Below are 23,857 nucleotides of genomic sequence, written 5' to 3'. Positions count from 1 at the left end.
CTCCATTCCGCGCCAGACCACCACGCGTACGGTAGACACTGTCTACTGCACCCTGGTAGACAGTGTCTATGAGTGACTCCCTGCGTACCCGCCTGATCGATGTCGGCGTCGACCTGGTGACCTCGGAAGGCATCCACGCGCTCACCCTCCGGGAGATCGCCCGCCGTGCCGGCGTCTCCCACGGCGCCCCCCGCCGTTACTTCCCGACCCACCGGGAGCTGCTGTCGGCCATCGCCCGCCGTGGTTTCACCGAGCTGGCGGCCAGGGGAGCCCGGGCGATCGAGGAGAGCGGGCCCGGTGGTGGCGGTGCGGCGGGGGCCCGGGAGCAGATCGCCGTGCTGGGGCGCGTGTATCTCGACTTCGCGCTCGCCAACCGGGGCATGCACGAGCTGATGTTCCGTCACGATCTGCTGGAGAGCAACACGTTGGGGCTGCGCGAGGCCAGTCTGCCCGTCTTCGCGCTGCTGGTGGATCTCGTCGGGCAGGTCCGGCCGGACGCCGACGCCCGGGTCGTCGCCGGGGCGTTGCTGGCGAACCTGTACGGCATCGCCCAGCTGTGGGCCTGGGGCAGCCTCCAACTCACCACCGGGGCCGACGACTTCACGCCCCTGCTGCGTGCGGCTCTCGACGCGCACCTCGGGCCGGAGGAGCGGTGAGCGCGCATCGGCGGGTCACCGTCGCGAGCAGTGTGATCGGGGCGGTGGTCGTCGCTCTCGACGGCACCGTGCTGACCATCGCGCAGCCCACCCTGCAACAGGATCTGCACGCCTCCTTCGCCGAGGTCCAGTGGACGAGCACCGGGTATCTCATCGCGGTGGCGAGTCTGCTCGTGTTCGCCGGGCGGCTCGGGGACCGGTACGGGCATCAACGGCTGTTCGCGATAGGGGTGTTGGGATTCGGGGCGGCGTCGGCGGGTATCGGGGTCGCGTCCGGGGTGGGCTGGGTGATCGGACTGCGGGTCGTCCAGGGGGTGTTCGGCGCGCTGCTGCAACCCGCCACGCTCGGCATGCTGCGCGCCGCGTTCCCGCCCGACCGGCTGGGGATGCCGATCGCGTGGCGGACCAGTGCGATCGGGGTGGCCGCCGCGGCCGGTCCGCTGGTGGGCGGGGTGCTGGTGACCCACCTGGGCTGGCGGTCGGTGTTCTTCCTCAATGTCGTACCGGCGCTGGTGCTGGGCGTCCTGGCTTTGGCCGTACGTCCTCCGGGCCCGCCTCGCTCTCCCGGGGCCGGGCGCGCGCGGCTCGACCTCCCCGGCGCCGCCCTGCTCGCGCTGGCCCTCGCCTGCCTCGTGCACACGCTCGTCGGTGTGCCGGAGCACGGCTGGAGTGCGTCAACCGTCCTCGGGCTGCTCACGGCGGCCTGCGCGGGCCTGCTCCTCGTACGCCATGAGCGGCGCGCCGCCGACCCCCTGTTGCCGCCCGACGTGCTCGGATCGGCGGTCGTGGGCGCCGCGCTGGGGATTCTCGTGGCCGCGTCGGCTGCGATGTTCGGCACACTCTTCGTGGCCAGTTATGTGCTCCAGGGTGAGCTGGGCATGGACCCGCTGCGGACCGGTCTGGCCGCACTGCCGGGTGGCGTGGCGATGGTTCTGGGGGCGCCGGTGGCCGCCGTACTCCTGCGTCGGTACGGGGCCCGGCGTACGACCGTGGTCGCACTGACTCTGCTCGCGCTCGGGGTGCTCGTGCTGTTCCGATCGTCCGGGGCGGGGGCGGTCGGCGGTGGATTCCTGCTGCTCGGAGCGGGTTTCGGCACCGTGATGGTGACCGCGACGGCCGTCGTCGTACGGCATGCGGCGGCCGAGTCTGCGGGGGTGGCGGGCGGGTTGCAGCAGACCGCGATGAACGTCGGACCGGTGCTCGGGGTGGCCATGGCGGCCACGCTCGCCGCCGTCACCGACGGGCTGCGGACGGCGTTGCCCGTGCTCGCGGGTACAGCGGTCGTAGGGCTTCTGGGTGCCCTGAAACTGCCGGATCTTGGTGATCGTAGGGCGACGGGCACCCGCTCTCTGCGTCACCATGGGGGTTCTGAGGCCTGAGGTGGTCCTGTCGGGGTATGACAGGACGGCACTTCAAGCGACCGGAGGGGAACGATGGCACAGCTGCGACAAGAGGTCGATCCGAGCGAGGTCGGACTGGATGTGAAGGCGCTCGACCGCCTCGACCAGCACTTCGCCCACTATGTCGACGAAGGGCGGCTGCCCGGCTTCCTCGTGTCCGTGGCCCGCGCCGGTCGCGTCGCGCACCTCACCACGCACGGCCGGCGCGACGTCGCGGCCGGACTTCCGGTCGAGGCCGACACGATGTGGCGGATCTACTCCATGAGCAAGCCGGTCACCTCGGTGGCCGCGCTGATCCTGGTGGAGGAGGGCCGGCTCGCGCTCACGGACCCCGTGTCCCGCTTCCTGCCGGAGTTCGCCGACCCGCAGGTGTACGTGACCGGTTCCGGGGACGACCTCACGACCCGGCCCGCCCAAACCCTCCTGATCCAGCACCTGTTGACCCACACGGCGGGCCTGACCTTCGCGTTCTACCACTCGCACCCCGTCGACGCCCTCTACCGCGAGGCCAACCTGGAGTCGTCGGTGGTGCCGGGCTCGACCCTGGCCGAGACGTGTTCGGTGTACGCGGGCCTGCCACTCCAGTTCGAGCCGGGCACCCAGTGGAACTACTCGGTCGCCACGAACGTCCTCGGCCGGGTCATCGAGGTGGCGTCCGGCCAGCCGCTCGACGAGTTCGTCGCCGACCGTGTCTTCCGCCCGCTCGGTATGACGGACGCCGGTTTCTGTGTGAGCGGCGAACAGGCGGACCGGCTGGCCGAGTTGTACGGGGAGACCGAGGACGGCGGTATCGAGCCGACCCTCGGTCTGCCCCTGAAGGGCCGGCCCCGGTTCCTGTCCGGCAGCGGCGGCATGGTCGTCACCGCCCACGACTACCACCGGTTCATGGAGATGCTGCGCCGGGGCGGCGAACTCGACGGCGTCCGCCTCCTGTTGCCCGAGACGGTGGCCCTGATGACCTCCAACCACCTTGCGGGCGGCGCCGATCTGCGCACCTTCGGCGCCCGTCCGCACGACGAACCCGGCAACGCGGGCGTCGGTTTCGGTCTCGGGGTCTCGGTGGTGATCGACCCGGACCGCACCCTGGCCCCGAGCGGCCTCGGCACGTATGGCTGGAGCGGGGTGGCGACGACGACGTTCTGGGTCGACCCGAGCCGTGATCTGACCGTGCAGTTCATGACCCAGGTGCGACACAGGACGAGCCAGCCGTACTGGCAGGATCTCCGACGGCTGGTGCACGAGGCCGTCGTCGCCGAGTAGTTCCCAGGAGGCAGGAGCAGGAGGCAAGAGGCAGTACGCAGTTGGCGGGGAGCGCGCCGCCGTCAGCCGACGGTGAGCCTGAACTCCAGTCCCTCCCCGCCGAGTTCGCTCAGCCATTCCTCCGAACGCCCTGCCGTCTCGGCGGCGCGGCTCAGGCCCGGCGGCAGCGAACCGTCGAGGATGTGCCCGACGCCCAGGGCCAGTGTGCGGGAGACACAGCGGGCCATCGCGCTCTCGGCCGCGTCGCCCTCCAGGTCGAGGAGATAACGGCCGGACCAGGCCCGCTTCCCGGAGCCGGTGTCATCGTCCGCGTCCACCTCGAGGGAGACGGCCAGGACCACGCGGTCGCGGTCGGCGTCGGTCGTCGGGTAGCGCGCCGCCAACTCCCTTGCCAGCGCACCGATCCGCTCGTCGTCACCGCCCTTCAGCTCCTCGAAGACGGAGTCCCAGGCGCTCAGCCAGCCGTCCAGGCGCAGGGTGCCGCGGACGAAGGTCTCCGCCTTCCACGCCGTCGGCAGTTCGTACTGGCCGACGAACGGCAGGCTGTCCCGGTTCGGGTACACCTCGAAGGTCTCCCCGTCGATCGCGTGCGGACGCGTGACCTCCCAGGGCCGGTCGGCGACCGTCTCGGCGCCGTCCTCGATGTAACGGGCGGGCGAGCGAAGGGCGTTGAGGACTCCGGCGGGCGCCCAGCTGAACCGGTACCTGAAGTCGTTGGGCACCGCGGGGATGCCTCCGCAGTACGACGTGAGGCGGTACGAGGCCGGCGTGCCGGCGCCGATCGCGTGCTCGGCGCGGGTGACCAGGCTGTGGGCGAAGAGGTGGTCGATGCCCGGGTCGAGCCCGCACTCGGTGAGGACGACCAGACCGGCCGCCTCGGCTGCGGGAACCTGCTCAAGGACCGCCTCCGACACATAACTTGAGCACGCGAAGTGCGCCCCGCTCTGTACGCAGGTGGCCAGCAGCGGGGCGTGCTCGGGCGCCGGGAGCATGGAGACGACCACGTCTCCCGGGGCGAGTTCGGCCGCGAGCGCGGGGAGGGTGTAGGCGCGGGGTTCGGCGCGCCCGGTGAGGCCCAGGTGGGCGAGGGCCTCGGCGGCGCGGCCCTCGGTGCGGTGCCACACGCGTACCCGCCCAGCCGTCTCGCACAGCGCGGCCAGGCCGCCACCCGTGGACAGGCCCGCGCCGATCCAGTGGACGGTTCCGCTCCCGGGGACCGGCTGCTCACTCATGGCCCAACTCCTCCTTGACGATGCCGAGTTCACGGCACACCTGATGGAACCGGTCCAGACAGCGCCCCCACGCCCCGGCGACCCCGAAGTCGAGCAGCTGGGGCAGCAGCGCTGCTGAGAAGTCCGCGCTCGCCTCGCGGGGCAGCAGGGACGGCAGGTTGTCGATGGCGATCAGATCGAGCGGGGGCTCCTCGCGCAGCCTGCGGACCGGGTCGTCCCAGGTGGTGGCCGTGTCGTAGACCGGGAGGAGGTTCATGGGCGAGCCGACGTCGACGGTGACGTCCGAGAGGGTGCGCAGGCGGCGGCCGGGTGTGTCCAGGTCCTCGTCCGTCAGGAAGGGCGGGACCGGGCGGGTGGTGAGCACGGTGTTGACCAGCAACTCGTGGGCCAGCAGGGCCGGTCGGTCCAGGTCGCGGGTCTCGGCCAGGTCCCAGCAGGTGGGGTCGACCCCGGCCTCGTCGAGCGCGACCCGCGCACCCCGGCCGCTGCGGCCCAGGGCGCCGATCACCAGCGCGCTCATCCGGATCCCGGGTGCCCGGAGTTCGGCCTCCAGCGCCTCCTTGGTGGTCGGCTCCAACGGAGTTGTCAGCTTTCCCCGGTGCTGGAGCACGGCGAGAGCGGCGCCGAGATATCCGGCCCAGTAGCCGAAGGCGGCCAGCCGCCTCCCCTGGTCGTCCGCCAGGTACTCCAGGTCCAGCAGCGCCCCGCCCCCGGCGACAAAGCGGTTCAGCAGCTCTTCAGCGCCCTGCTGGCCCTTGTAGGCGTGCCCGAAGAAGATGTGCCGGTGGCGCAACTCGCCCGGCTCGTCGGGGAGTTCCTTGAGGCCGACGATGACCGCGTCCTCGGGTGCGGAGACCCAGGACCCGGCGTCGGCGACACCGCAGCCGACCGCCTCGTACTCCTCGATCGGGAAGATCCGCTGCGGGGACTCCTCCACGGTCAGGCGCACTCCCTCCTCGACGAGCCGCCGGGCGTCGGACGGGACGACGGCTGTACGGCGTTCGGTCGTGCGGGTCTCGTGGCGCAGCCACAAGTGGAGCTGGGTCATACGAGGTTGACCTCCGGGCGCAGGGCATCGGCCGCGAAACGGCCGGCGTTCAAGGGGCTGATGTCGACGAAGGGTACGCGGCCGAGGTAGAGGTCGCGGATCACCTCGCCGACCGCCGGTCCCTGGAGGAAACCGTGGCCGGAGAAGCCGGTCGCGTAGAGGAAGCGGGAGACCGAACTGGCCTCGCCGATCAGGGCGTTGTGGTCCGGGGTGATCTCGTACAGGCCCGCCCAGCCGCCGGTGCGGCGCAGGTCGAGCAGGGTGGGCGCCCGGTGTTCCATCGCCTCGTACAGGCGCGGGATCCAGCGGTCGTGGGTCTCGGTGGCGAAGCCGGTGGTCTCGTCGGGGTCGGACATGCCGAGGAGCAGGCCGGGTCCCTCGGTGTGGAAGTAGAGGCTGCTGCTGAAGTCGATCGTCATGGGAAGCGTCGGTGGCAGTCCGGGGACCGGTTCGGTGACCGCGATCTGGCGGCGGAGCGGGTCCACGGGCAGGTCCACGCCCGCCATCGCGCCGACCGCCCGTGACCAGGCACCGGCCGCGCAGATCACGGTGTCGGTGGCGATCCGTCCTTTGTCCGTGACGACGGCCGTGATGGTGTCGCCCTCACCGTCGCCGTCGCGTTCGATGCCGGTGACCTCGGTGTGCCGCAGGACGGTCGCGCCGTGGCGACGGGCCGCGGCGGCGTAGCCGTGGACCACCGCTTCCGGGGTGCAGTGGCCGTCGTCGGGCGAGTAGGCCGCCGCCAGCAGGCCGTCGGTGGTGATCAGCGGGGACAGGCGGCGGGCCTCGGTCGGGGTGAGCATCCGGCTGGGCACGCCCAGGTTGTTCTGGAGCGCGACCCCCGCCTCGAAGGACGCGACGTCCTCGGGCGTGGAGAGGAGGAAGAGATAGCCGACCCGGTGCAGTCCGATGTCGTGCCCGATCTCCTCCCCGAACCGCCCGAACGCCTCCAGGCTCCGCGCGCCGAGCTGGATGTTCAGCTCGTCGGAGAACTGCGCCCGGACCCCGCCGGCGGCCCGCGAGGTCGACCCGGACGCCAGTTCGTCCCGCTCGACGAGCACCACGTCCCGCACACCCGCACTGGCCAGCTGGTAGGCGATGCTCGTGCCCATCACCCCACCGCCGATCACGACGACGTCCGCCCGCGTGATGGTCATCGGCCCTCTCCCCATGCCGCGTGGACAACGGCCCAGGCCGCTGCCAAGTCCTGTACACCGAGCCCGATGCCGTCCGCGCCGGTACGGGCGGTCCACGCGCCCGCGCCCATCCCTCCACCGCCGGTTTCGACGACGTCCGCCCGCCGCAGGGCGCTCATCGGCCCGCTCCCCGCGCCGCGTGGACGACAGCCCAGGCCGCCGCCGCGTCCTGCACTCCGAGTCCGACGCTGTTGTAGAAGACGATGTCGTCGGGGCCGGTGCGGGCGGTTCGCGTGCGCGTGAGGACGTCGCCGAGGCCGATCAGGTCCTCGTGGGCCAGCAGACGGTCCCGTAGGGCGTCGACCACCGGGCCGGCGTGCTCCGCCGCGGTCTCCGGGTCGTCGACGACGACGGCCGCTGCCCGCCGTAGGACCTCGGCATCGACCTCGCTGCGGGTCGGCTCGAACGAGCCCACGCTGACCACCGTGCAGCCGGGTGCGAGCCAGGCGCCGCGCACGACGGGGGTGGTGCTGAGCGTGCAGGCCGCGACCAGGGACGCCCCGGTCACCGCCTCCCGGGGTGTGCCGGTGGCCTCGGCGGCGATGCCGAGTTCGGCCGCGAGCTGTTCCGCCGCTCGCGCGCGGCGCTCCGGGGACGGGCTCCACACCCGTACGGACTTCAGGTCCCGTACCCGGGCGAGCGCCCGTGCGTGCGCGAGAGCCTGGGTGCCCGAGCCGATGAGGGCCAGCTCGGCGCTGTCGGCGGTGGACAGCGCGTCAAAGGCCACCGCGCTGGCGGCGGCCGTACGCAGGGTCGTGACCGCCGTGCCGTCCATGACCGCGGCGAGTTCGCCCGTCACCGGGTCGAGGGCGGTGATGACGGCGTGCACGGTCGGCAGGCCGGCCGCCGCGTTGCCCGGGTTGACACTGCCGAACTTCGCCACCGCGCCGGTGTCCTTGGACAGCCGGGAGACGTACGCGAAGACCACACTGTCGTCGAAGCGGCTGGGATGCATGATCTTCCCGGGCAGATCAGGCTTGCCGGCACCGCCCGCACCCAGCGCGCCGAACGCCGCGCGCTGCGAGGCGATCGCCGTGTCGGGGTCGAGGAGGGCCGTCACCTGGTCCCGGGAGAGGAAGAGGACGTCGTCGGTCATTCCCTCTTCCTTTCCGGAATCGGGGCTTCTGGCACCCCCAGCGCGCGTCCGAGTGACGCACGCCCCCAGATCGGGACTCCCGGCCCGGTCTCCCGGTCAGGTCAGGACCAGTGGGCCACCGCGTCCAGGTGCGGCAGGACGTGGTCGAGACGCTCGCGCTTGGTCCGCAGGTAGGTGATGTTGTTCTCGCACGGCGGGATCAGCAGTGGCACGTCCTCGGCGATCTTGATGCCGTGGCGGAGCAACGCCTCGCGCTTGCGCGGGTTGTTGGACATCAGCCGGACCGAGCGGACGCCGAGGTCGTGGAGGATCTCCGCGGCGACGCCGTAGTCGCGGGAGTCCACCGGCAGGCCCTGCGCGAGGTTCGCCTCGACGGTGTCCAGGCCCTCCGACTGGAGCTGCATCGCGCGCAGCTTGGCGAGCAGACCGATGCCCCGGCCCTCATGCCCTCTGAGGTAGACGAGAATGCCGCGTCCCTCGGCGACTATCGCGCGCAGCGCGGAGTCGAGCTGGTCGCCGCATTCGCAGTGCTGGGAGCCGAACGCGTCACCGGTCAGGCACTCGGAATGCAGCCGGGTGAGTACGTCGTCCTCGGTGATCTCGCCGTAGACCAGCGCCACTTGCTCGTCACCGCGATCGTGGTCCATGTAACCGACCGCCTGGAAATCGCCGTACACGGTGGGCAACGGCGCATTAACGACGCGTTCGACTCCCGACGGCTGGGAGGCTTTGCCGAGTACGCCAATTTTTTCTGTCATGATCTGGTTCCTAAGCAGAGACGAAAGGCCGTGAGAACATGGATGATTCGGGAATACGGTTGCCGGTGGACACTACGGAAGACGTACGGACGCGAGCCGCCGGCGTCTCAACGCAGGTCGCCGTTCTTCCGGTCGGGAGCTTCGAACAGCACGGTCCCTTCCTTCCGTTGACGACGGACACCCTGGTCGCCTGTGCCATAGCCCGGGAGATCGCAGCCGCGTACCCGGTGCACCTCCTTCCGCCGGTGACGATCGCGTGCTCCCACGAGCACGCCGCCTGGCCGGGAACCGTCAGCATCTCCTCCGTGACCCTTCACGCGGTAGTACGGGACATCGCCGATTCGCTGCGCCGCTCGGGCGTCGACGCGCTGGTCGTCGTCAACGGACACGGCGGAAACTACGTACTGGGCAACGTCGTTCAGGAATCCTCCGCGCGCGGTGAGCGGATGGCGCTGTTCCCGGCCGCAGAGGACTGGGAGACGGCGCGCGAGCGGGCCGGAGTGGTGACCTCGCTGCTCACCGACATGCACGCGGGGGAAATCGAGACCTCCATCCTTCTGCACGCTCATCCCGAATTGCTCCGTCCCGGTTATGAGACCTCTGATTTCGTCGCCGACGACCGTCGGCATCTCCTCACCCTCGGCATGGCCGGTTACACCGATTCCGGTGTCATCGGCCGGCCTTCACTGGGTTCCGCCGAAAAGGGGAAGGCGTTGCTGGCGAGCTTCGCCGACTCCTTCGGGGCGTATTTCTCGATGCTCACCGAGTCCGGGGACGACGATTCGGTGAGCACCGAGGGTTCCGTGGAGTCCGTTGACTCCGTGGGCGACCAGAAGTAGCGGACGACCAGGACGACCGCGCCGGGCAGGGCGGCGACGAAGCTCAGTACGCCGTACACGACGGCGACGCTCAGCCCCATGCTCGCGCCCAGTCCCGCCGCGCCGAACGCCCAGGCGGTGACGCCCTCGCGGGGGCCCCAGCCGCCGACGTTCAGCGGCAGCCCCATCGCCAGCAGCGCCAGTACGGCCAGCGGCAGCAACTCGGCGACGGTGGCCGAGGATCCGGCGACCCGGGCGGCGACCACGAACATCCCGAGGTGGCCGGAGAGGACGATCACGGAGGAGAGTGCCACGCCCGGCAGGTTCTCGCGGGAGAGCAGTGCGCCACGGGCCTCGGTGAGCACGGCGCGCAGTGCCCGGGCCCGGCGGGCCGTGACGCTCGGGGCCCGGTTCATCCGCACCGCTGCGACGACCGCGATTGCGCCGACCGCCGCGAAGGCCGCCAGCAGGGCGACGCGACGGGCCTCGGCCATCACGGGCGACGGCTGGGTCAGCAGCACGCCCGCGCCGACGGCGATCAGCGCGATCTGTCCGGCGGCGCGTTCGAGGACGACCGCGCGGACTCCGCGCCCGACATCACCGGCGCTCTGTCCGTGCCGTACCGCGCGGTGCACGTCGCCGAGGACGCCGCCGGGGAGGGCCGCGTTCAGGAACAGCGAGCGGTAGTAGTCGGCGATGGCGGGAACGAGGGGCAGCCTGATCCGCAGGCTGCGGGCGACCAGGGCCCAGCGCCAGGCGCTGAACACGGTGGTGAGCAGTCCGATGCCGAGGGCGACGAACAGGATCGGTACGTCGATGCGGCGCAGGCCGTCCAGGAAGACGCCGGTGCCGAGGCGCCAGAGGAGCACGCCGAGGATCGTTACTCCGGCGAGGGTTCCCAGGTGGGGCTTCAGGGCTCGGGCGGCTCGGCGGAGTCGGCCAGGGGGTGTTGCCTGGGGGGTGACCCTGTCCCCGACGAAGCCGATGACTCCTGCCCGTCCGGCCGAGGAGCGCGCCGCGGGATGGGAGGTTCGTCGGCTGCGGGTCGGTGGGGGCTGGTCGCGCAGTTCCCCGCGCCCCTTTCGGGGCGCTGGCGCGCGCCCGCCAATGACGACCTCGGGCGCGTCCACCGTCTGGATGCTCATGACGTCGTCCCGCCCTTCGGCCTCGCCAAGGCCAGCAGGTCGCTGTGGTGGACCTCCACCCGCAACTCACCGGCGGCGCACGCCTCCAGGCGGTCGGCCAGGTACTTGTCGGCCTTCGGCTTCAGGGCCGGGCGTTCCTCCACCGCCGCCGCGACCCAGCCGCGCAGCCACTCCGCGGTGAGCGGAGCCTCGACGGGGCCGAGGCGCCAGGCGCTCGGGTGGACGTGGACCGTGGCGCCCCGCTGGTCGAAGGCCTCGCAGGCCGCCGTGACCGCGTCGGGGCCGAGCAGTCCCGCCCGTCGCTGGTGGGTGTTGAACGCGTCGGCGATGTCCCCGTCCAGCGGGTCGGGGGCGCCGAACTCGACGCGGCCGGCCACGGACAGGGTCAGCAGGGCCGGGCAGCCGACGCCCGCGCAGGCCGTGGCGAGGGCGTCGACCTCCTCACGGGTGAGGACGTCCAGCAGGGCGGACGCGGTGACCAGCGAGGCGCCGACCAGGGCGTCGGAGGTCAGCCGGGCGACATCGCCCCGCCGGGTCTCGACCGTCACGCGGCTGCCGTCGGCGGCGGCGCGCGGGGAGGCCACGGCGGCGAAGTGGAGGAGGTAGGGGTCGCGGTCGTGCAGGACCCAGTGCTGGGCGCCGTCGAGCCGGGGCGCGAGCCAGCGGCCCATGGAGCCGGTGCCGCAGCCCAGGTCGTGGACGACGAGCCCGCCCGCCTTTCCGGGCAGGTTGGCCAGCCGGATCCGGAGCGGATCGAGCAGTTCGACGGCGCGCGCGGCGGCGTCGGCGCCCTCGCGCAGCTCCAGCCAGTCGGGCGCGTACCGGGGCGGGTCGTCGGGCCCGGCCTCGCGCAGCCGGATCGTGCCCCGCTCCCCCGGGCCCACCGGTCCGGCCCCGGCCTTGACGTCCCTGTGCGTGGGCTGGGCCGGAATCCCGGCGGCGGGCTTGGCGTTCGTGTCCACCGGAGTCACCGGTCCCCGTCGCTGGATCTCGGACGCCGCCGAAGTCGTGATCGTCGTCGCCTTCTTCATGCCGCGCTCCTTGCTTCTGGGGGAGTCCGCTCCGGCGTCCTCATGAGACCCCGCAGCGCGGCCACCCGGCGTCCCCGAGCGGCGACCAGCTCCACGTCGGCGTCCACGGACGCCACCGAACCCGCCCGCCCCGCCTCCGACCCGCCCGAAACCGCCACCGTCATCGCCCTCTTCATGCCGCGCTCCTCACTCGCCCGGGAGCCCACACCGACGCCCCCACGAGACCCCGCAGCGCGGCCACCCGGCGTGCCCGGACGGCGACCAGTTCGACGTCGGCGGCCACGGACGCCACCGAACCCCGCGAGGTTTCCGAGGGAATCCGCCCCCGCACTCCGACGGCACTGCGCAGGGCAGCAACCCGGCGTGCCCGGGCGGCGACCGACTCGGTGTCGTCGCCCCTGAGCGCCTCCGACCCGGCCGAGGCCGTCGTCGTCGCGTTCCTCACGTCGGCCTCCTCACCCGGAGCGAAAACGGCCCGTCGTAGCAGTGCCACTTCCCGGCGGCCCTGAACGGCCGCCGCTTCGGCATCGGTGGCCACGAGCACCACCAGGCCCCGCTGCCCGGCCGCCGGCATCGTCATCGTCCTCTTCATGCCGCCCTCCGGGGTTCCCAGGGGATCCGGCCCAGTACTCCGGCCAGGCTTCGGGCGGTCGCCGCCCAGCCGTCCAGGGCTGCCCGGCGGCCCCTCGCCGCTGCCTTCAGACGGCGGCGGACGTCCGCCTCGCCGAACCAGCCGCGCAGTTCCGCCGCGAGCGCCGCCGGGTTCTCCGGCGGTACGAGGATGCCGGGGACGCCTCCGTCAGGGGCGCGGCCGACCGCCTCGGGCAGGCCGCCGACGTCCGTCGCGAGGACCGGGATGCCGCGTGCGAGGGCCTCCGTGACCGCCATGCCGTACGTCTCCGCGTAGGAGGTCAGGACCATCAGGTCCGCTGCGGCGTAGGAGGCGTCGAGCTGGGCGCCCGCCTGGGGGCCGGCCAGGTGCAGACGGTCCTCCAGGCCGTGCCTCGCGATCAGGGCGCGCAGGTCGGCGACGTACTCGGGGTCCTGTTCGAGGCCGCCGACACAGACGCAGCTCCACGGCAGGTCGGTCACCGCGGCCAGCGCCTCGACCAGCCGGTGCTGGCCCTTGCGCGGGGTCACGGCGGCCACGCACAGGAGGCGGGAGACGCCGTCCGTACCGGAGGCGAGGGGGGCGATGTCCGCGCCGGGGGCCGCCATGTGCACGCGGTCCGGGGCGAGTCCGTGGTGGGAGACGAGGCGGCGGACCGCCCAGTCGCTGGTCGCGATCACCGACGGCACCGCCCGCAGGGTGGCCCGCTCCAGCGCGTCCAGCTCGGCCGCGACGGCCGGGTCGAGGCCCGTCTCGTCACCCAGCGGAAGGTGCACCAGCACGGCGAGGCGCAGGCGTTCGGCCTCCGGGACGATGATCTCGGGGACCCCGCAGGCCACCAGCCCGTCGAGCAGGACGACCGTGCCGTCCGGCAGCTCGCGCAGCGTCCGCGCCAGTTCCGCGCGGGCCTCCGCGCCGGGCCGGGGCCACTCACCGGCGACGGCGTGCTTGTGCACCTGCCAGCCGAAGCCGGGCAGATCGAGGCTGATCCGCCGGTCGTAGGCGTTGCCCCCGCTCGGTGTGGCCGGGTCGTCGACGCCACCCGGCATCACGAAGTGCACGGAGCGCAGGGACATGGGGATGATCGCCGCGTTCTTGAGGGCCGTGTTCTGCACCGGCACGTAGTTGAGCGTCGTCTGCACGTGAGCCTGTACCTGTACCTGTACCTGAGCCGGGGCGGCCGAAGGGGCCGCCGGGGAAAGGGAAACCGCGCGGTCGAGGGTCGTGTCGGTCACAGGGCACGCTCGTAGCTCGCCCAGGCGACGTGGGATTCGTGCAGCGTGACGGTCAGGCCTGCCAGCCCTCGCGCACCCTCGCCCAGCGCACCCTTCTCGATGCGCGCGGCGAGCCGGTCGGCGATCACCTTGGCCAGGAACTCCGTGGAGGTGTTGACGCCGGCGAAGTCGGGCTCGTTGTCGAGATTGCGGTAGTTCAACTCGCTCACCACGGCACCGAGTTCCTGGGTGGCCAGACCGATGTCGACGACGATGTTGTCGTCGTCCAGCTGTTCGCGGCGGAACGTGGCGTCCACGAGGAACGTCGCTCCGTGCAGGCGCTGCGCGGGCCCGAAGACCTCTCCGCTGAAGCTGTGGGCGATCATGATGTGATCGCGAACGGTGATGCTGAACAACGGACGACCCTCCAGGTGCGGCGCGTCTTGCCCCGAGCTGATCGCTGCCGGGGCATGCCGTGTAGTACGGCTGCTCAGGGCAGCTTGTTCAACGGCTTGTTCATGTGGCCCTGCCTCTTTTTCCTTCTTCTTTTACTGAGGTCAGGTTTCACTCGGCTCGGGCCTTACTCAGGTCAGGCGATTCTCTCAGCCGGCGTCCGGGTAGCGGACGCGGTGGCAGAGCGCCGGGATCTCGCCGGAGGCCAGCTTCGGCAGCACGTCCGGGAGTTCCTCGAAGTCGCTCTCCCCGGTGATCAGGGCGTCGAGCGCCGGCTCGGCCAGCAGGTCGAGGGCGAGGGCGAGCCGGTCGGCGTACGTACGGCCGGGGCGCGCGGACGGGGAAACCGTCCCCACCTGGCTGCTGCGGACGGTGAGCCGCCGGGAGTGGAACGCCTCGCCCAGCGGCAGGCTGACGCGCCGGTCGCCGTACCAGCTCAGCTCGATCACCGTGCCCTCGGCGGTGAGGAGTTCGAGCGAGCGGGCGAGTCCCGCCTCCGTGGCGCTCGCGTGGACGACCAGGTCGCACTCCCCCAACGCGTCCTGCGGCAGCGCGAAGTCGACCCCGAGCGCCTCCGCGGTCTTCGCCCGCCCGGGATCGGCGTCCACCAACTGCACGCGCACGCCGGGGAAGCGCGCGATCAGGGCAGCCACGGAGCAACCGATCATCCCGCCGCCGACCACGGCGATCCGGTCACCGGCGAGCGGCGCCGCGTCCCAAAGGGCGTTCACGGCGGTCTCGACGGTCCCGGCGAGCACCGCCCGTTCGGCGGGCACCGAGTCCGGCACCGGGGTCACCGCGCCCACCGGGACGACGTACCGCGTCTGATGCGGGTAGAGGCAGAAGACCGTACGGCCGACGAGCGCGTCCGGGCCCTCCTCCACGACACCGACGTTGAGGTAGCCGTATTTCACAGGCCCGGGGAAGTCGCCCTCCTGGAACGGCGCCCGCATGGCCGCGTACTGGCTGACCGGGACCCCGCCCCGGAAGACGAGCGTCTCCGTGCCACGGCTCACGCCCGACCACAGGGTGCGGACGAGCACCTCGCCCTCACCGGGCGCCGGCAGTTCGACGTCACGGATCTCTCCGTGGTCCAGCGAACGGAGCCAGAACGCACGTGCGGCGCGCTTCATCGGAGTCCTCCTGAACGCTTGGGAAGTTGTTCACGTACCGAGATGTGCACAGTCCGCGCACAGTACGCGGCATGATCCACTCTGTACATACGGCGGAGGACGAGCGGTGGCCCTGAACTACACGTACGACGTAAGGCCGGCACAGCAGGAGACCGCTCTGGGAGCGGGCATTCAGATCCTGTTGCTGGTTTTGCTGGGCTCCGCGATCGGTCTGGGTCCGGCGGGCTGGCTGACCGGACTGACGTTCGCGTTCGCCACCTGGGCCGTCCTGTCCCGTGCGCTGCACCGGTCCGGGTCGAAGTCCTTCGGTCCGGCCAACCGTGTGACCCTCGGCCGGGCGACCCTGGTCGGCGGGGTGACGGCCCTGGTCGCGGACTCCTTCGAAAGCTCGCCGCCGGTCACGCTGTTCGTCGGTCTGACGGCCGTGGCCCTGATCCTCGACGGCGTGGACGGAAAGGTCGCCCGCCGCACCGGCACCTGCTCGACACTGGGCGCGCGCTTCGACATGGAGGTCGACGCGTTCCTGATCCTCGTCCTCAGCGTGTACGTGTCGATGTCGATGGGCCCGTGGGTGCTGCTCATCGGCGGTATGCGCTACGCCTTCGTCGCCGCCGCCCGCGTCCTGCCCTGGCTCAACGCCCCGCTCCCCCCGAGCACCGCCCGCAAGACGGTGGCCGCCCTCCAGGGCATCCTGCTGCTGGTCGGCGCCTCCGGCTACCTGCCCCTCGCGGCCACGCAGGCGGTCGTCGCACTGGCCCTGGGCACCCTGGTCTGGTCGTTCGGCCGGGACATCCTGTGGCTGTACCGCACGTCCCACCCGCGTACGACGCCGATCGCGTCGTACGCGGACGTGGAACAGCAACTGCGCGCACTGGTGCCGGCCGAGTCCGTGTCCCGGTGATGGCCCGCGCCCCAAAGGGGCGCGGGGAACTGCGCGACCAGCCCCCACCGCCCCGCGGCCGAAGAACCGCCCAACCCTTAACTCGACGAACGTGACCCTCGGGCCCTGACCAGCACGAACGCCGCCGCACCCAGCCCCAGCACTCCCACGACCAACCCGGCGATCCCCAACCCACGAGCCGTCGAGTCACTGGCCGAGGCCGAAACAGCCTGACCGGCGCCGCTCTTCGCCGAAGTCGGCGCCGGCGCCGCCACAAGCTTCAGCGTGGGCGCCGGATTCTCCGGCTCCTCCTGTCCGGCCTGAGGCGTCTCGATCCAGCGGACGACATTCCCGTCGGAGTACGTCTGGAGGGTCTTGAAGGCCAGCTGACCCGTGTCGTCGGGCAGTTGACCGAACGCGACGTCGAAGTCCTCGTACTCCCCCGACCGGATCCGGCCGCCGGACCAGGTGATCTCGGAGACCGCGTCGGTGATCGTCCCGTCGTCCGTCTTGATCGGCGTCTTGAGCTTGGTGGTCGTGACCTTCGCGGTCCAGCCCTCCTCCGGAGTGACCAGCACGCCGAGGACGGGGTGGTCGGTGGGCAGGAAGACCTGGACCTTCGTGGTGCTCGCGGTGTCCTCCTCGTTGGGGACCCGGAAGGTCAGGACGCCGTCCGTGGCGCCCTTGGCGTAGCTCTCGGGGTGCACGGTGACGTGCGCGAAGGCGGAACCGGCCGCCGCGAGGACACCGGCGGCGGTGAGCCCGGTGACGACGCCGGCGCGGCGCAGAGTGCTGCGTGTGGGAAACATGGGGCGGAACTCCGTACTGGTGACTGGTGACTGGTGTCGAGGGCCTTCAGGGCGTGTACGGAATCCCTGTCGGCGGTCCTCGACCGCTCACCGCGTATCGGAGGAGAAGCCGGCGCGGCCGGACGACCGACGACGACATGCGCCCCGGGGCCGGGCGGGACGGCACGGCGGGCGCGTCCCGCCACCAGGCGGCGAGGCCCGGCACGAAGGCGACCGCCCAGCGCAGCAGCGACCACAGCGCGGCCTCGCCCCGCCGCAGGCACCAGGAGGCGGCCAGGGCGGCGAGGACGTGGGCGCTCATGACGTGGGAGTGCGCGTGGGCCATCGACATCCCGGGGTGGTGCATGGGCGCCATGGTCCGGCCGCGCACCGCCCCGAACGCGAGGTGCAGCCCCGCCTGGGCGGCCAGCGTCACGGCGCCGATCCCCGGCAGCGACCGCTCCCGGCCGCCGAGCAGCCACCCGGCGGCGAACACGGCCGCGAACCCGGCGCCGTCGGCCGCGAGGGCCGGTGGTTCGCCGGTCGCGAGGCCGTGCGCGGCGGCGGCCAGCAGAACGCACACCGCGGCCAGCACCGCGGCGCGCAGACTCCGTACCGCCGGGGACGCGTCGCTCATCGTGCCGGGATCCTCCCACAAGCGGATCCCAGCAGACCTGGGGGCTCCGCCCCCCAGACCCCCGTATCGCGCTGAACGCGCTCGTCCTCGAACGCCGGACGGGCTGAAGAGCCCGAGCACGGCGGGTCACTCCGCCGCGGCGGTCTCCTCGTCCTCCAGTTCCTTCGCCAGGCGGCGCAGATGGGGCCCGTACTCCGGGTCGTTGAGCGCTGCCGCGAACTGGGCGGTGAGGTAGGCGAGCGGGTTGCCGGTGTCGTACCAGCGGCCGTGGATCACCTGGCCGTAGACGGCGCGGTTCGCGGCGTAGGCGTTGATGGCATCCGTGAGGTACACCTCGCCGGTGCGGTGCTCGTACCAGCGCTTGGTCTGTACGCGCAGTTCGTCGATGATGCCGGGCGTGATGACGTAGCCGCCGATGGCCGCGTACGACGAGGGCGCGTCCTGCGGGCGGGGCTTCTCGACCAGGCCGGTGATGCGCAGCAGACCGTCGTCGAGGTCCTCCTTGACGACGGGGACGCCGTAGCGCTGCGAGTCGCCCGGGTCCATCGGCATCAGCGCGAGGACCGGGGAGTTGGTCGCCTCGTACGCCTGGATGAGCTGCTGGGCGCGCGGGACCTCGGCGACGAACACGTCGTCGGGCCACAGCACCAGCATCGGCTCGTCGCCGAAGTTGCGGGCCGCGTTGAGGACGGGGGTGCCGTTGCCGTACGGGCCGTGCTGGTCGAGGTAGGTGATGTGGCCTTGCCGGGACAGCTCGCCGACCTCCTCGACGGCGTCGGCGTAGGCGGCCTTGCCGTCGGCGCGGAGCTGGTCGACGAGGCCGGGGTTGGGCCGGAAGTGGTCCTGGATCAGGCCCTTGCCGCCGGACACGACAATGGTGATGTCGGTGATGCCGGAGGCCACGAGCTCCCGGACCGTGTGCTCGATGACGGGCTTGTCACCGACGGGCAGCATCTCCTTCGGTGTCGCCTTGGTGAGCGGCAGCAGCCGGGACCCCAGTCCGGCTGCGGGAATGACTGCCCTGCGAATCGTGGCCATGGGCCCCCCTGTACGAAAACGCGTACGTTTCATCGGTCGGTAGTACTTAGTCGTGCTCGGTCGTGCTCGGTTGTCGGTCGTCGTGCTCAGCAGTGCCCGGCGCCGCTCACCCGCGCGTGTCGGCGCGGGTGGTGTGACGCTACCAATCGGCATGCCCCACCGCCGCACCCCCCAGACCCCGCAGGTGCTCCCCCGGCCACCGGTTCAGGCCCTGCGCGGTAGTACGGCGATCGCCGCGAGGGGTACGGCGGCCAGCACCAGCCAGGGCACGGCGGCGGGCAGTCCGGTGTCGAGGAGGGTGCCGGTCAGTGAGCTGCCGACCAGCACGATCAGGCCGGAAACCGACGACAGGGCGCCGGTGTAGAGGCCGAGCCGGCCCTCGTCGGCGAGGTCGGGCACCCAGGCGCGGGCGACCGGCGCGACCAGCATCTGGCCGAACGTGAGCAGGACGACGAAGCCGGCGGCGGGCAGCAGCCCCACGGTTCCGGTCCAGGCCGCGGGCCTGGCCAGGGCCACGACGGCGAATCCGGCGGAGATCAGCAGCATCCCGACGATCATCGATCGGCGCAGGGCGAGGCGGTCGCCGACCCAGCGGGTGACCGGCAGTTGGGCGGTCACGACGAGCAGCGAGGAGAGGGCGAACAGCCAGGCCAGGGCGGTCTGCGAGCCGGTCGCGCGCTCGACCTCGTCGGGGAGCGCGAGGTACAGCTGGTTGTAGGCGAGGAGGTAGGCGCCGTACGCGGAGCAGAGTGCGAGAAACCGACGGTTGCGCAGCAGTGTGCGCACGCCCCCTTTCGCGCGGATGCGCTCCCGGCCGGGTATGCGCTGCGGGAGCAGCAAGGCGTGCCCGGCGAGGACGAGGACGAAGATTCCGGCGCCCACGAGGCAGACGACCCGGAAGTCGACGGACAGCAGCAGTCCGCCGAGGAGCGGCCCGACGAAGGCGCCCGCCTGTCCGGCGACGGTGAACAGGGCGAGGACGCGGGTGCGTGAGCCGTTGCCCTGCTCCTCCCAGACCACGGCCTGCCGGGCGACCTCGGACTCGACGGCGGGCGAGAAGAGCGCGGCGGCGAAGCCGATGAGGAGGACGGCGCCGATGACGGTCGCGGTCGAGTCGGCATAGCCGAGCCAGGCGAAGCCGGCGATGCGCAGGGCGCAGCCCGCGAGCACCACCGGCCGGATGCCGTACCGGTCGGCGAGCGCGCCACCGACCACGAACAGCCCCTGCTGACTGAAGGTACGCAGCCCGAGCACGAACCCGACGAGCCAGCCGGCCATGCCGATCGTCTGCCCGAGGTGCTCGGAGAGGAAGGGCAGAACGGCGAAGAACCCGACGTTGAAGGCGAGTTGAGTGAGGATCAGCAGCCGCAGCAGCGGCGACAGTCGCATCCGGGCGGTCACCCCGTCCCGAAGGCCGGCGGTTACGGGGGTGGTCACTGAAAGGCCAACTCTCGTGATTCCGGGCGGGGTTGGTTCACACGCACCGCCTTCCGAGGCCTCCGCACCCTGAGTCCCGCAGCCGTCACGGCCAACGCGCCCAGCAGGGCGAGTACGGCGGCCGGGGCGAGGACCGCCCAAGGGGCGCGTTCCGCGTACGGCTGGTTCTCCGCGAGGAGCAATCCCCATTCCGGGGACGGTGGTTGGGCGCCGAGGCCGAGGAAGCCGAGGGCGGCCAGGGCGAGCGCTACGGCGGGCAGGCGCAGCAGGGCGTGTCGGGTGACCGGAGGGAGCGCGGCGGGCAGGAGTTCATGGCGCAGGACGTACCAGCGGTCGGCGCCCAGGCCGCGGGTGGCCGTGACATGCAGGGTGGCGCGTTCCTGGCGCAGCAGGGCGGCGGTGTGTGCGGCCAGCGGTGCCCAGGCGACGGCGGTCACGGCGAGCGCGGGGGTGGCCCCGCCGCTGCCCACGACCGCCGTGACGAGCAGCGCGGCGAGTACGGGCGGTATCGCGTTGACGGTGTCGACGAGCGGTCCGGACAGTCGCGGCACCAGCCCCAGCACCAGCCCGATCAGCAGGGCGGCGGCGCTGATCGCGGAGGCGAGCAGGAGCGTGTCAAGGGCGCCGTGTCCGACGCGGGCGAGGACGTCACGGCCGAGGGCGTCCGTGCCGAACGGGTGGGCCCAGGAGGGAGGTTGGAGCCGGGCCCGGGTGTCCAGCGCGAGGGGGTCGCGCGGCAGCCCGAGGGCGACTACGCCGAGCAGCACACCGGCGTACAGGAGGGGTGGGGTGCGGCGGGCGGGCGGCAGTGGCCGGTGCAGGGAGGAGAGGCCGCCGTCGCGCAGGGCGGGGCCGATCAGCAGCCGGGCCGCCAATCGCGTTCCGCCCGCCGCGAGCGCCGCCAGCAGGACCAGGGCGAGGGTGCTGGCCTGGAGGACGGGCAGGTCCTGGGCGATGGCGGCCTGGAGGGCGGTGCGGCCGAGGCCGGGGATGTCGAAGATCTGCTCGACGGCGACCGAGCCCCCGGTCAGCCCGACGACGAACAGCCCGGCGTTGGGCAGCAGTCCGGGCAGACAGCGGCGTACCGCCTGGCTCGCGATCCGCCGGGCCGGGATGCCGCGTGCGGCGGCGGCCAGTGCCCAGGGCTCGGCGAAGGCGCCGGGCAGCAGATCGTCGAGGAGCCGTCCGAGCAGCGCGCCGGCGGGCAGGCCGAGGGCGAACCCGGGCAGGATCGTCCACTGAAAGCCGTACCAGCCGAGCGCGGGCAGCCAGCCGAGCTGGACGCCGACGACGGTGGCCAGCACGGACGCGGTGAGGAACTCGGGGAGCGCGGCGACCATCGCCGAACCGCTGCCGCCGGTGCCCCGCCGCCCGGCGCTCCACAGCGTCGGGGCGCACACCAGCGCGGCGACGAGGACGGCGGTGGTCAGCGCCACGGCCATCAGCAGCAGCGAGGCGCCGAGGGCCTCAAGGACCCCGGGCATGACCTCCGTCCCGGAGATCCAGGACCGCCCGGCATCGCCGCGCGGCAGCCCGCCGAGCCAGTCCCCGAGCAGCCGCAACGGCCCGGCGTCCAGGCCGAGTTGCTCCCGGATGTCGGCCAGCACGGCCGGGGTGGCCTCGCGCTCCGCCGAGCGGGCCTTGAGCACGGTGAACGCCGGGTCGGTGCGGGTCAGCCAGGGCAGCAGACCGATCCCGCACACGAGCAGCGCGGCGAGCAGGGCACGCCACAGGAGCGTGCCCACACGACCCCGCACGGGTCAGCGCCGGGTTCCGGTGCCGACCAGCGCGCGCTCGTACGGATCGAGGAGCACGCCCTGTACGCCGGCGTCGACGCCGGTGATGATCCGCTGGTGGACCAGCGGGACGACGGCGTCGGCGCCGAGGACCAGGGCCTCCGCCGCCATCGCCGCGTCCTGCCGCTTCGCGGTGTCCTCGATGCCCTCGGCCTCGGCGACGGCCTGGTCGACCTTCTTGTCGCAGAGCAGGGAGAGGTTGTAGCCGCCGTCGCAGGTGTAGTCGCTGGCGAGGACGGAGACGGGGTCGCCGGAGTCGAGCATGGTGTTGCGGGCGGCGACGACGGCGTCGAACTTGCCTGCCAGCGCGTCGCTTTCGAGGCGCGAGTACTCCCGTACCTCCAGCGTCACCTTGAACCCGGCCTTCTCCAGCTGCTGCTTCAACACCTGGGCGGCTTCCGGGAGTTCGGGCCGGTTGTCGTACGTGGCGAGGGTGACGGCCGTGCCGTCGGGCGCCGCCGCCTTCGCGCGTCCGGTGGGCTGGACGCGCTTGCCCTCGGCCCAGGTGAGCGCCGGGCCGTAGATGCCCTGGCCGGCGTCGGCGTGGCCTTCGTAGACGCCGTCGGCGATCGCAGAGGTGTCCACGGCGGCGCGGGCCGCGGCGCGCAGCTTGGCGTCCTCGAAGGCGCCGGACTTGGTGTTGAGGTGGAGGTAGGTGGTGCGGGCCGTGGCGGTCTCGCGGCGGGTCGCCTTGTCGAGGGAGGCGGCCTGGGCGACGGGGATCGCCTCGGCGATGTCGACCTGGCCGGTGCGCAGGGCGTTGGCGCGGGCGGTGCCGTCGGCGATGAACCGGGCGTCGATCCCGGCGGCCTGGGCGCGTCCGCCCCAGTAGTCGTCGAAGCGGTCGAGGGTGGCGGCGGTGGAACCGGTGGTCTTCGTCAGCTCGAAGGGGCCGGTGGCGGTGCCGACCGGGTCGACGGCGCCCTTCTTCGCGAACGCCTTGGGGGCGAGCACGGCGAGGCCGGGGCTGGAGAGGCGCAGCGGGAGCACGGGGTCGGGCTCGGCGGTGGTGACGCTTATTCGTCCGTCGGCCGCGGCCTTCGCGGTGAGGGTGACGCCGGTGAGGGCGGCGGGCTCGGGCTCGGCCTGGGTCGCGCGGGTGAGGGCGGCGGCGACGGTGGCCGCGGTGACGGCCGTGCCGTCCTGGAAAGTGGCCTCGCGCAGGGTGAACTGCCAGGTGCGGTCGTCCTGGCGGGTCCAGGACTCGGCGAGCGCGGGGGCGGCGGAGCCGTTGGCGTCCAGGGAGGTCAGGCCCTCCGTGACACCGAGGCGGCTGAGGAGGGTGGCGTCGGCGCCGTACGGGGAGAGGTTCTCGGCGGGCGGGAAGGCGAGCGCGACCTTCAGCCGGGAGCCGGACCCGGCGTCCGACGACGCGTCGCCGTCGTCGCCGCCGGAGGCGAAGCAGCCGGTGAGCAGCGGGGCGAGCAGGACTCCGACGAGCAGTCGGCGGCGGCGGGGGGTGCGCATGATCCTCGGGTTCTGTGAAGAGGGCGGGCGGGCAAACAGGGCGTGCGAAGAGGGCGGAGTGGCACGTACGGGAACCGCACGAATACCGGGGACACTATCTGATTATCATTTCCAATAGCCAGCCCGGGGCAGGTCAGCGGCGGTCACCACTCCGGCCGTGACGGTCACCGTGCGAGCGGAACCTCGAAATGGACGACGCCCTGCCCGCCGCCCGCGTCCTCGCGCTCGTCGTGCACGACCTTGCCGAGCGACCGCCAGAAGCCCTCGGCGCCGGCGACCGAGGGATCCGTGTGCAGATACACGGCGCGATAGCCGCCGTCGGCCGCCGCGAAGGCCAGCAGTTCGGCCACGAGCCGCCGGGCCAGTCCGCACCTGCGGTGCTCGGGACGGACGTACACCCGGCGCAGTTGCGCGGTGGCGCCCGACGGATAGCGCTCGGCGACATGGCGCGGGTTCGGCGGATGGAGGGGGCCGCGCGAGTCGAGGGCGGCGGTGGCCACGATGCTCGCGTCGCGCCCGTCGACCGCGACCAGGAGGGTGTGACGGGCGGGCACGAGGTAGGAGGACTCGGGGTCGACTATGTCGCCGTGCCAGCGGGGCACGTAGCCCGTCCCGAAGTCGCGGTAGACGGTGTCGAGCATGACGGCCCGCGCGCCGTCGAGGTCGTCGAGGGTCGCCACCCTGATCCGATAGTCACTGATGCCATATTCACGCACTTGCACATCATATGCATTTAGGACCCTCGAACAAACGGCCGCCAACTC

General features: G+C 72.3%; 24 protein-coding genes and 1 pseudogene. 5 read left to right on the top strand and 20 right to left on the bottom strand.

Annotation, left to right across the window (positions count from 1 at the left end):
* Positions 1-68: 68 nt before the first annotated feature.
* The 3 genes from ACWDR4_RS15380 to ACWDR4_RS15370 are packed head-to-tail and all read left to right on the top strand — an operon-like array spanning position 69 to position 3,316.
* Entirely contained in the window at positions 69-656 is a 588-nt protein-coding gene (locus ACWDR4_RS15380; RefSeq protein ID WP_450408687.1) for a TetR/AcrR family transcriptional regulator, read from the top strand.
* Positions 653-2,035, top strand: coding sequence for an MFS transporter (locus ACWDR4_RS15375; protein ID WP_450408685.1), 1,383 nt, complete (start codon positions 653-655; stop codon positions 2,033-2,035). The genes ACWDR4_RS15380 and ACWDR4_RS15375 overlap by 4 nt, the downstream gene beginning before the upstream one ends.
* A 54-nt stretch (positions 2,036-2,089) precedes the next feature.
* Positions 2,090-3,316 carry a serine hydrolase domain-containing protein gene (locus ACWDR4_RS15370; RefSeq protein ID WP_450408682.1) on the top strand — a complete coding sequence of 409 codons (1,227 nt, stop codon included), beginning with the start codon at positions 2,090-2,092 and terminating at the stop codon, positions 3,314-3,316.
* 62 nt (positions 3,317-3,378) lie between these two features.
* On the opposite strand, the gene ACWDR4_RS15365 is transcribed toward ACWDR4_RS15370, so the two are convergent.
* The 6 genes from ACWDR4_RS15365 to ribA form a co-directional block, all read right to left on the bottom strand.
* Positions 3,379-4,548, bottom strand: coding sequence for a saccharopine dehydrogenase family protein (locus tag ACWDR4_RS15365; RefSeq protein ID WP_450408679.1), 1,170 nt, complete (start codon positions 4,546-4,548; stop codon positions 3,379-3,381).
* Positions 4,541-5,596 carry a saccharopine dehydrogenase gene (locus ACWDR4_RS15360; RefSeq protein WP_450408677.1) on the bottom strand — a complete coding sequence of 352 codons (1,056 nt, stop codon included), beginning with the start codon at positions 5,594-5,596 and terminating at the stop codon, positions 4,541-4,543. Before ACWDR4_RS15360 ends, ACWDR4_RS15365 begins: the two co-directional genes overlap by 8 nt.
* On the bottom strand, positions 5,593-6,753 hold the full coding sequence (locus tag ACWDR4_RS15355; protein ID WP_450408674.1) for an NAD(P)/FAD-dependent oxidoreductase: 1,161 nt from the start codon (positions 6,751-6,753) through the stop codon (positions 5,593-5,595). The genes ACWDR4_RS15360 and ACWDR4_RS15355 overlap by 4 nt, the downstream gene beginning before the upstream one ends.
* Positions 6,750-6,911 (bottom strand): hypothetical protein, encoded by a 162-nt coding sequence (locus ACWDR4_RS15350; protein WP_450408671.1) that lies wholly within the window; start codon positions 6,909-6,911, stop codon positions 6,750-6,752. The genes ACWDR4_RS15355 and ACWDR4_RS15350 overlap by 4 nt, the downstream gene beginning before the upstream one ends.
* A complete protein-coding gene (locus ACWDR4_RS15345; RefSeq protein WP_450408668.1) occupies positions 6,908-7,888 on the bottom strand; it encodes an ornithine cyclodeaminase family protein in 981 nt (326 codons plus the stop codon). Before ACWDR4_RS15345 ends, ACWDR4_RS15350 begins: the two co-directional genes overlap by 4 nt.
* 101 nt (positions 7,889-7,989) lie before the next feature.
* A complete protein-coding gene (gene ribA / locus ACWDR4_RS15340) occupies positions 7,990-8,646 on the bottom strand; it encodes a GTP cyclohydrolase II (RefSeq protein WP_235473729.1) in 657 nt (218 codons plus the stop codon).
* A gap of 38 nt (positions 8,647-8,684) precedes the next feature.
* On the opposite strand from ribA, the gene ACWDR4_RS15335 reads away from it, so the two are divergent.
* Positions 8,685-9,485, top strand: a complete 801-nt coding sequence (locus ACWDR4_RS15335) for a creatininase family protein (protein WP_450408665.1) — start codon at positions 8,685-8,687, stop codon at positions 9,483-9,485.
* An 80-nt stretch (positions 9,486-9,565) separates the two neighbouring features.
* Here the strand turns inward: ACWDR4_RS15335 and ACWDR4_RS15330 are convergent.
* The 7 genes and pseudogenes from ACWDR4_RS15330 to ACWDR4_RS15300 form a co-directional block, all read right to left on the bottom strand.
* Positions 9,566-10,609 (bottom strand): annotated as a pseudogene (locus ACWDR4_RS15330) (lysylphosphatidylglycerol synthase transmembrane domain-containing protein); the annotation flags it as partial.
* A complete protein-coding gene (locus tag ACWDR4_RS15325; RefSeq protein WP_450408662.1) occupies positions 10,606-11,640 on the bottom strand; it encodes a trans-aconitate methyltransferase in 1,035 nt (344 codons plus the stop codon). The pseudogene ACWDR4_RS15330 and the gene ACWDR4_RS15325, both read right to left, overlap by 4 nt.
* Complete coding sequence (locus ACWDR4_RS15320) at positions 11,637-11,816, bottom strand: hypothetical protein (RefSeq protein ID WP_450408659.1); 180 nt, start codon at positions 11,814-11,816, stop codon at positions 11,637-11,639. Before ACWDR4_RS15320 ends, ACWDR4_RS15325 begins: the two co-directional genes overlap by 4 nt.
* The gene (locus tag ACWDR4_RS15315; protein WP_450408656.1) at positions 11,813-12,232 is read right to left on the bottom strand and encodes a hypothetical protein; all 420 of its coding nucleotides are present in this window, start codon (positions 12,230-12,232) and stop codon (positions 11,813-11,815) included. The genes ACWDR4_RS15320 and ACWDR4_RS15315 overlap by 4 nt, the downstream gene beginning before the upstream one ends.
* Positions 12,229-13,392 carry a glycosyltransferase family 4 protein gene (locus ACWDR4_RS15310; protein WP_450408653.1) on the bottom strand — a complete coding sequence of 388 codons (1,164 nt, stop codon included), beginning with the start codon at positions 13,390-13,392 and terminating at the stop codon, positions 12,229-12,231. Before ACWDR4_RS15310 ends, ACWDR4_RS15315 begins: the two co-directional genes overlap by 4 nt.
* 89 nt (positions 13,393-13,481) lie before the next feature.
* Positions 13,482-13,880, bottom strand: coding sequence for a 6-pyruvoyl trahydropterin synthase family protein (locus ACWDR4_RS15305; protein WP_450408650.1), 399 nt, complete (start codon positions 13,878-13,880; stop codon positions 13,482-13,484).
* A gap of 186 nt (positions 13,881-14,066) precedes the next feature.
* On the bottom strand, positions 14,067-15,050 hold the full coding sequence (locus ACWDR4_RS15300; RefSeq protein WP_450408647.1) for a dehydrogenase: 984 nt from the start codon (positions 15,048-15,050) through the stop codon (positions 14,067-14,069).
* A gap of 106 nt (positions 15,051-15,156) precedes the next feature.
* Here ACWDR4_RS15300 and ACWDR4_RS15295 point away from each other — a divergent pair, with 106 nt between their 5' ends.
* The gene (locus ACWDR4_RS15295; protein WP_450408644.1) at positions 15,157-15,951 is read left to right on the top strand and encodes a CDP-alcohol phosphatidyltransferase family protein; all 795 of its coding nucleotides are present in this window, start codon (positions 15,157-15,159) and stop codon (positions 15,949-15,951) included.
* 77 nt (positions 15,952-16,028) lie between these two features.
* On the opposite strand, the gene ACWDR4_RS15290 is transcribed toward ACWDR4_RS15295, so the two are convergent.
* The 7 genes from ACWDR4_RS15290 to ACWDR4_RS15260 form a co-directional block, all read right to left on the bottom strand.
* Positions 16,029-16,739 (bottom strand): YcnI family copper-binding membrane protein, encoded by a 711-nt coding sequence (locus ACWDR4_RS15290; RefSeq protein ID WP_450408641.1) that lies wholly within the window; start codon positions 16,737-16,739, stop codon positions 16,029-16,031.
* Between the two features lie 46 nt (positions 16,740-16,785).
* Positions 16,786-17,355, bottom strand: a complete 570-nt coding sequence (locus ACWDR4_RS15285) for a hypothetical protein (RefSeq protein WP_450408638.1) — start codon at positions 17,353-17,355, stop codon at positions 16,786-16,788.
* Between the two features lie 126 nt (positions 17,356-17,481).
* Positions 17,482-18,393, bottom strand: coding sequence for a UTP--glucose-1-phosphate uridylyltransferase (locus tag ACWDR4_RS15280; protein WP_450408635.1), 912 nt, complete (start codon positions 18,391-18,393; stop codon positions 17,482-17,484).
* A 204-nt stretch (positions 18,394-18,597) separates the two neighbouring features.
* On the bottom strand, positions 18,598-19,782 hold the full coding sequence (locus ACWDR4_RS15275; protein ID WP_450408863.1) for an MDR family MFS transporter: 1,185 nt from the start codon (positions 19,780-19,782) through the stop codon (positions 18,598-18,600).
* Positions 19,783-19,826: 44 nt separating this feature from the next.
* Entirely contained in the window at positions 19,827-21,587 is a 1,761-nt protein-coding gene (locus tag ACWDR4_RS15270; protein WP_450408632.1) for an ABC transporter permease subunit, read from the bottom strand.
* A gap of 3 nt (positions 21,588-21,590) precedes the next feature.
* Positions 21,591-23,093, bottom strand: coding sequence for an ABC transporter substrate-binding protein (locus tag ACWDR4_RS15265; protein ID WP_450408629.1), 1,503 nt, complete (start codon positions 23,091-23,093; stop codon positions 21,591-21,593).
* Positions 23,094-23,257: 164 nt separating this feature from the next.
* The gene (locus ACWDR4_RS15260; protein WP_450408861.1) at positions 23,258-23,734 is read right to left on the bottom strand and encodes a GNAT family N-acetyltransferase; all 477 of its coding nucleotides are present in this window, start codon (positions 23,732-23,734) and stop codon (positions 23,258-23,260) included.
* Positions 23,735-23,857: the final 123 nt, after the last annotated feature.

The sequence above is a fragment of the Streptomyces sp. NPDC000878 genome, from assembly GCF_053599695.1.
The sequence above is the reverse complement of the archived record's forward strand: the minus strand, read 5'-3'. Positions and strand labels throughout refer to the sequence as shown.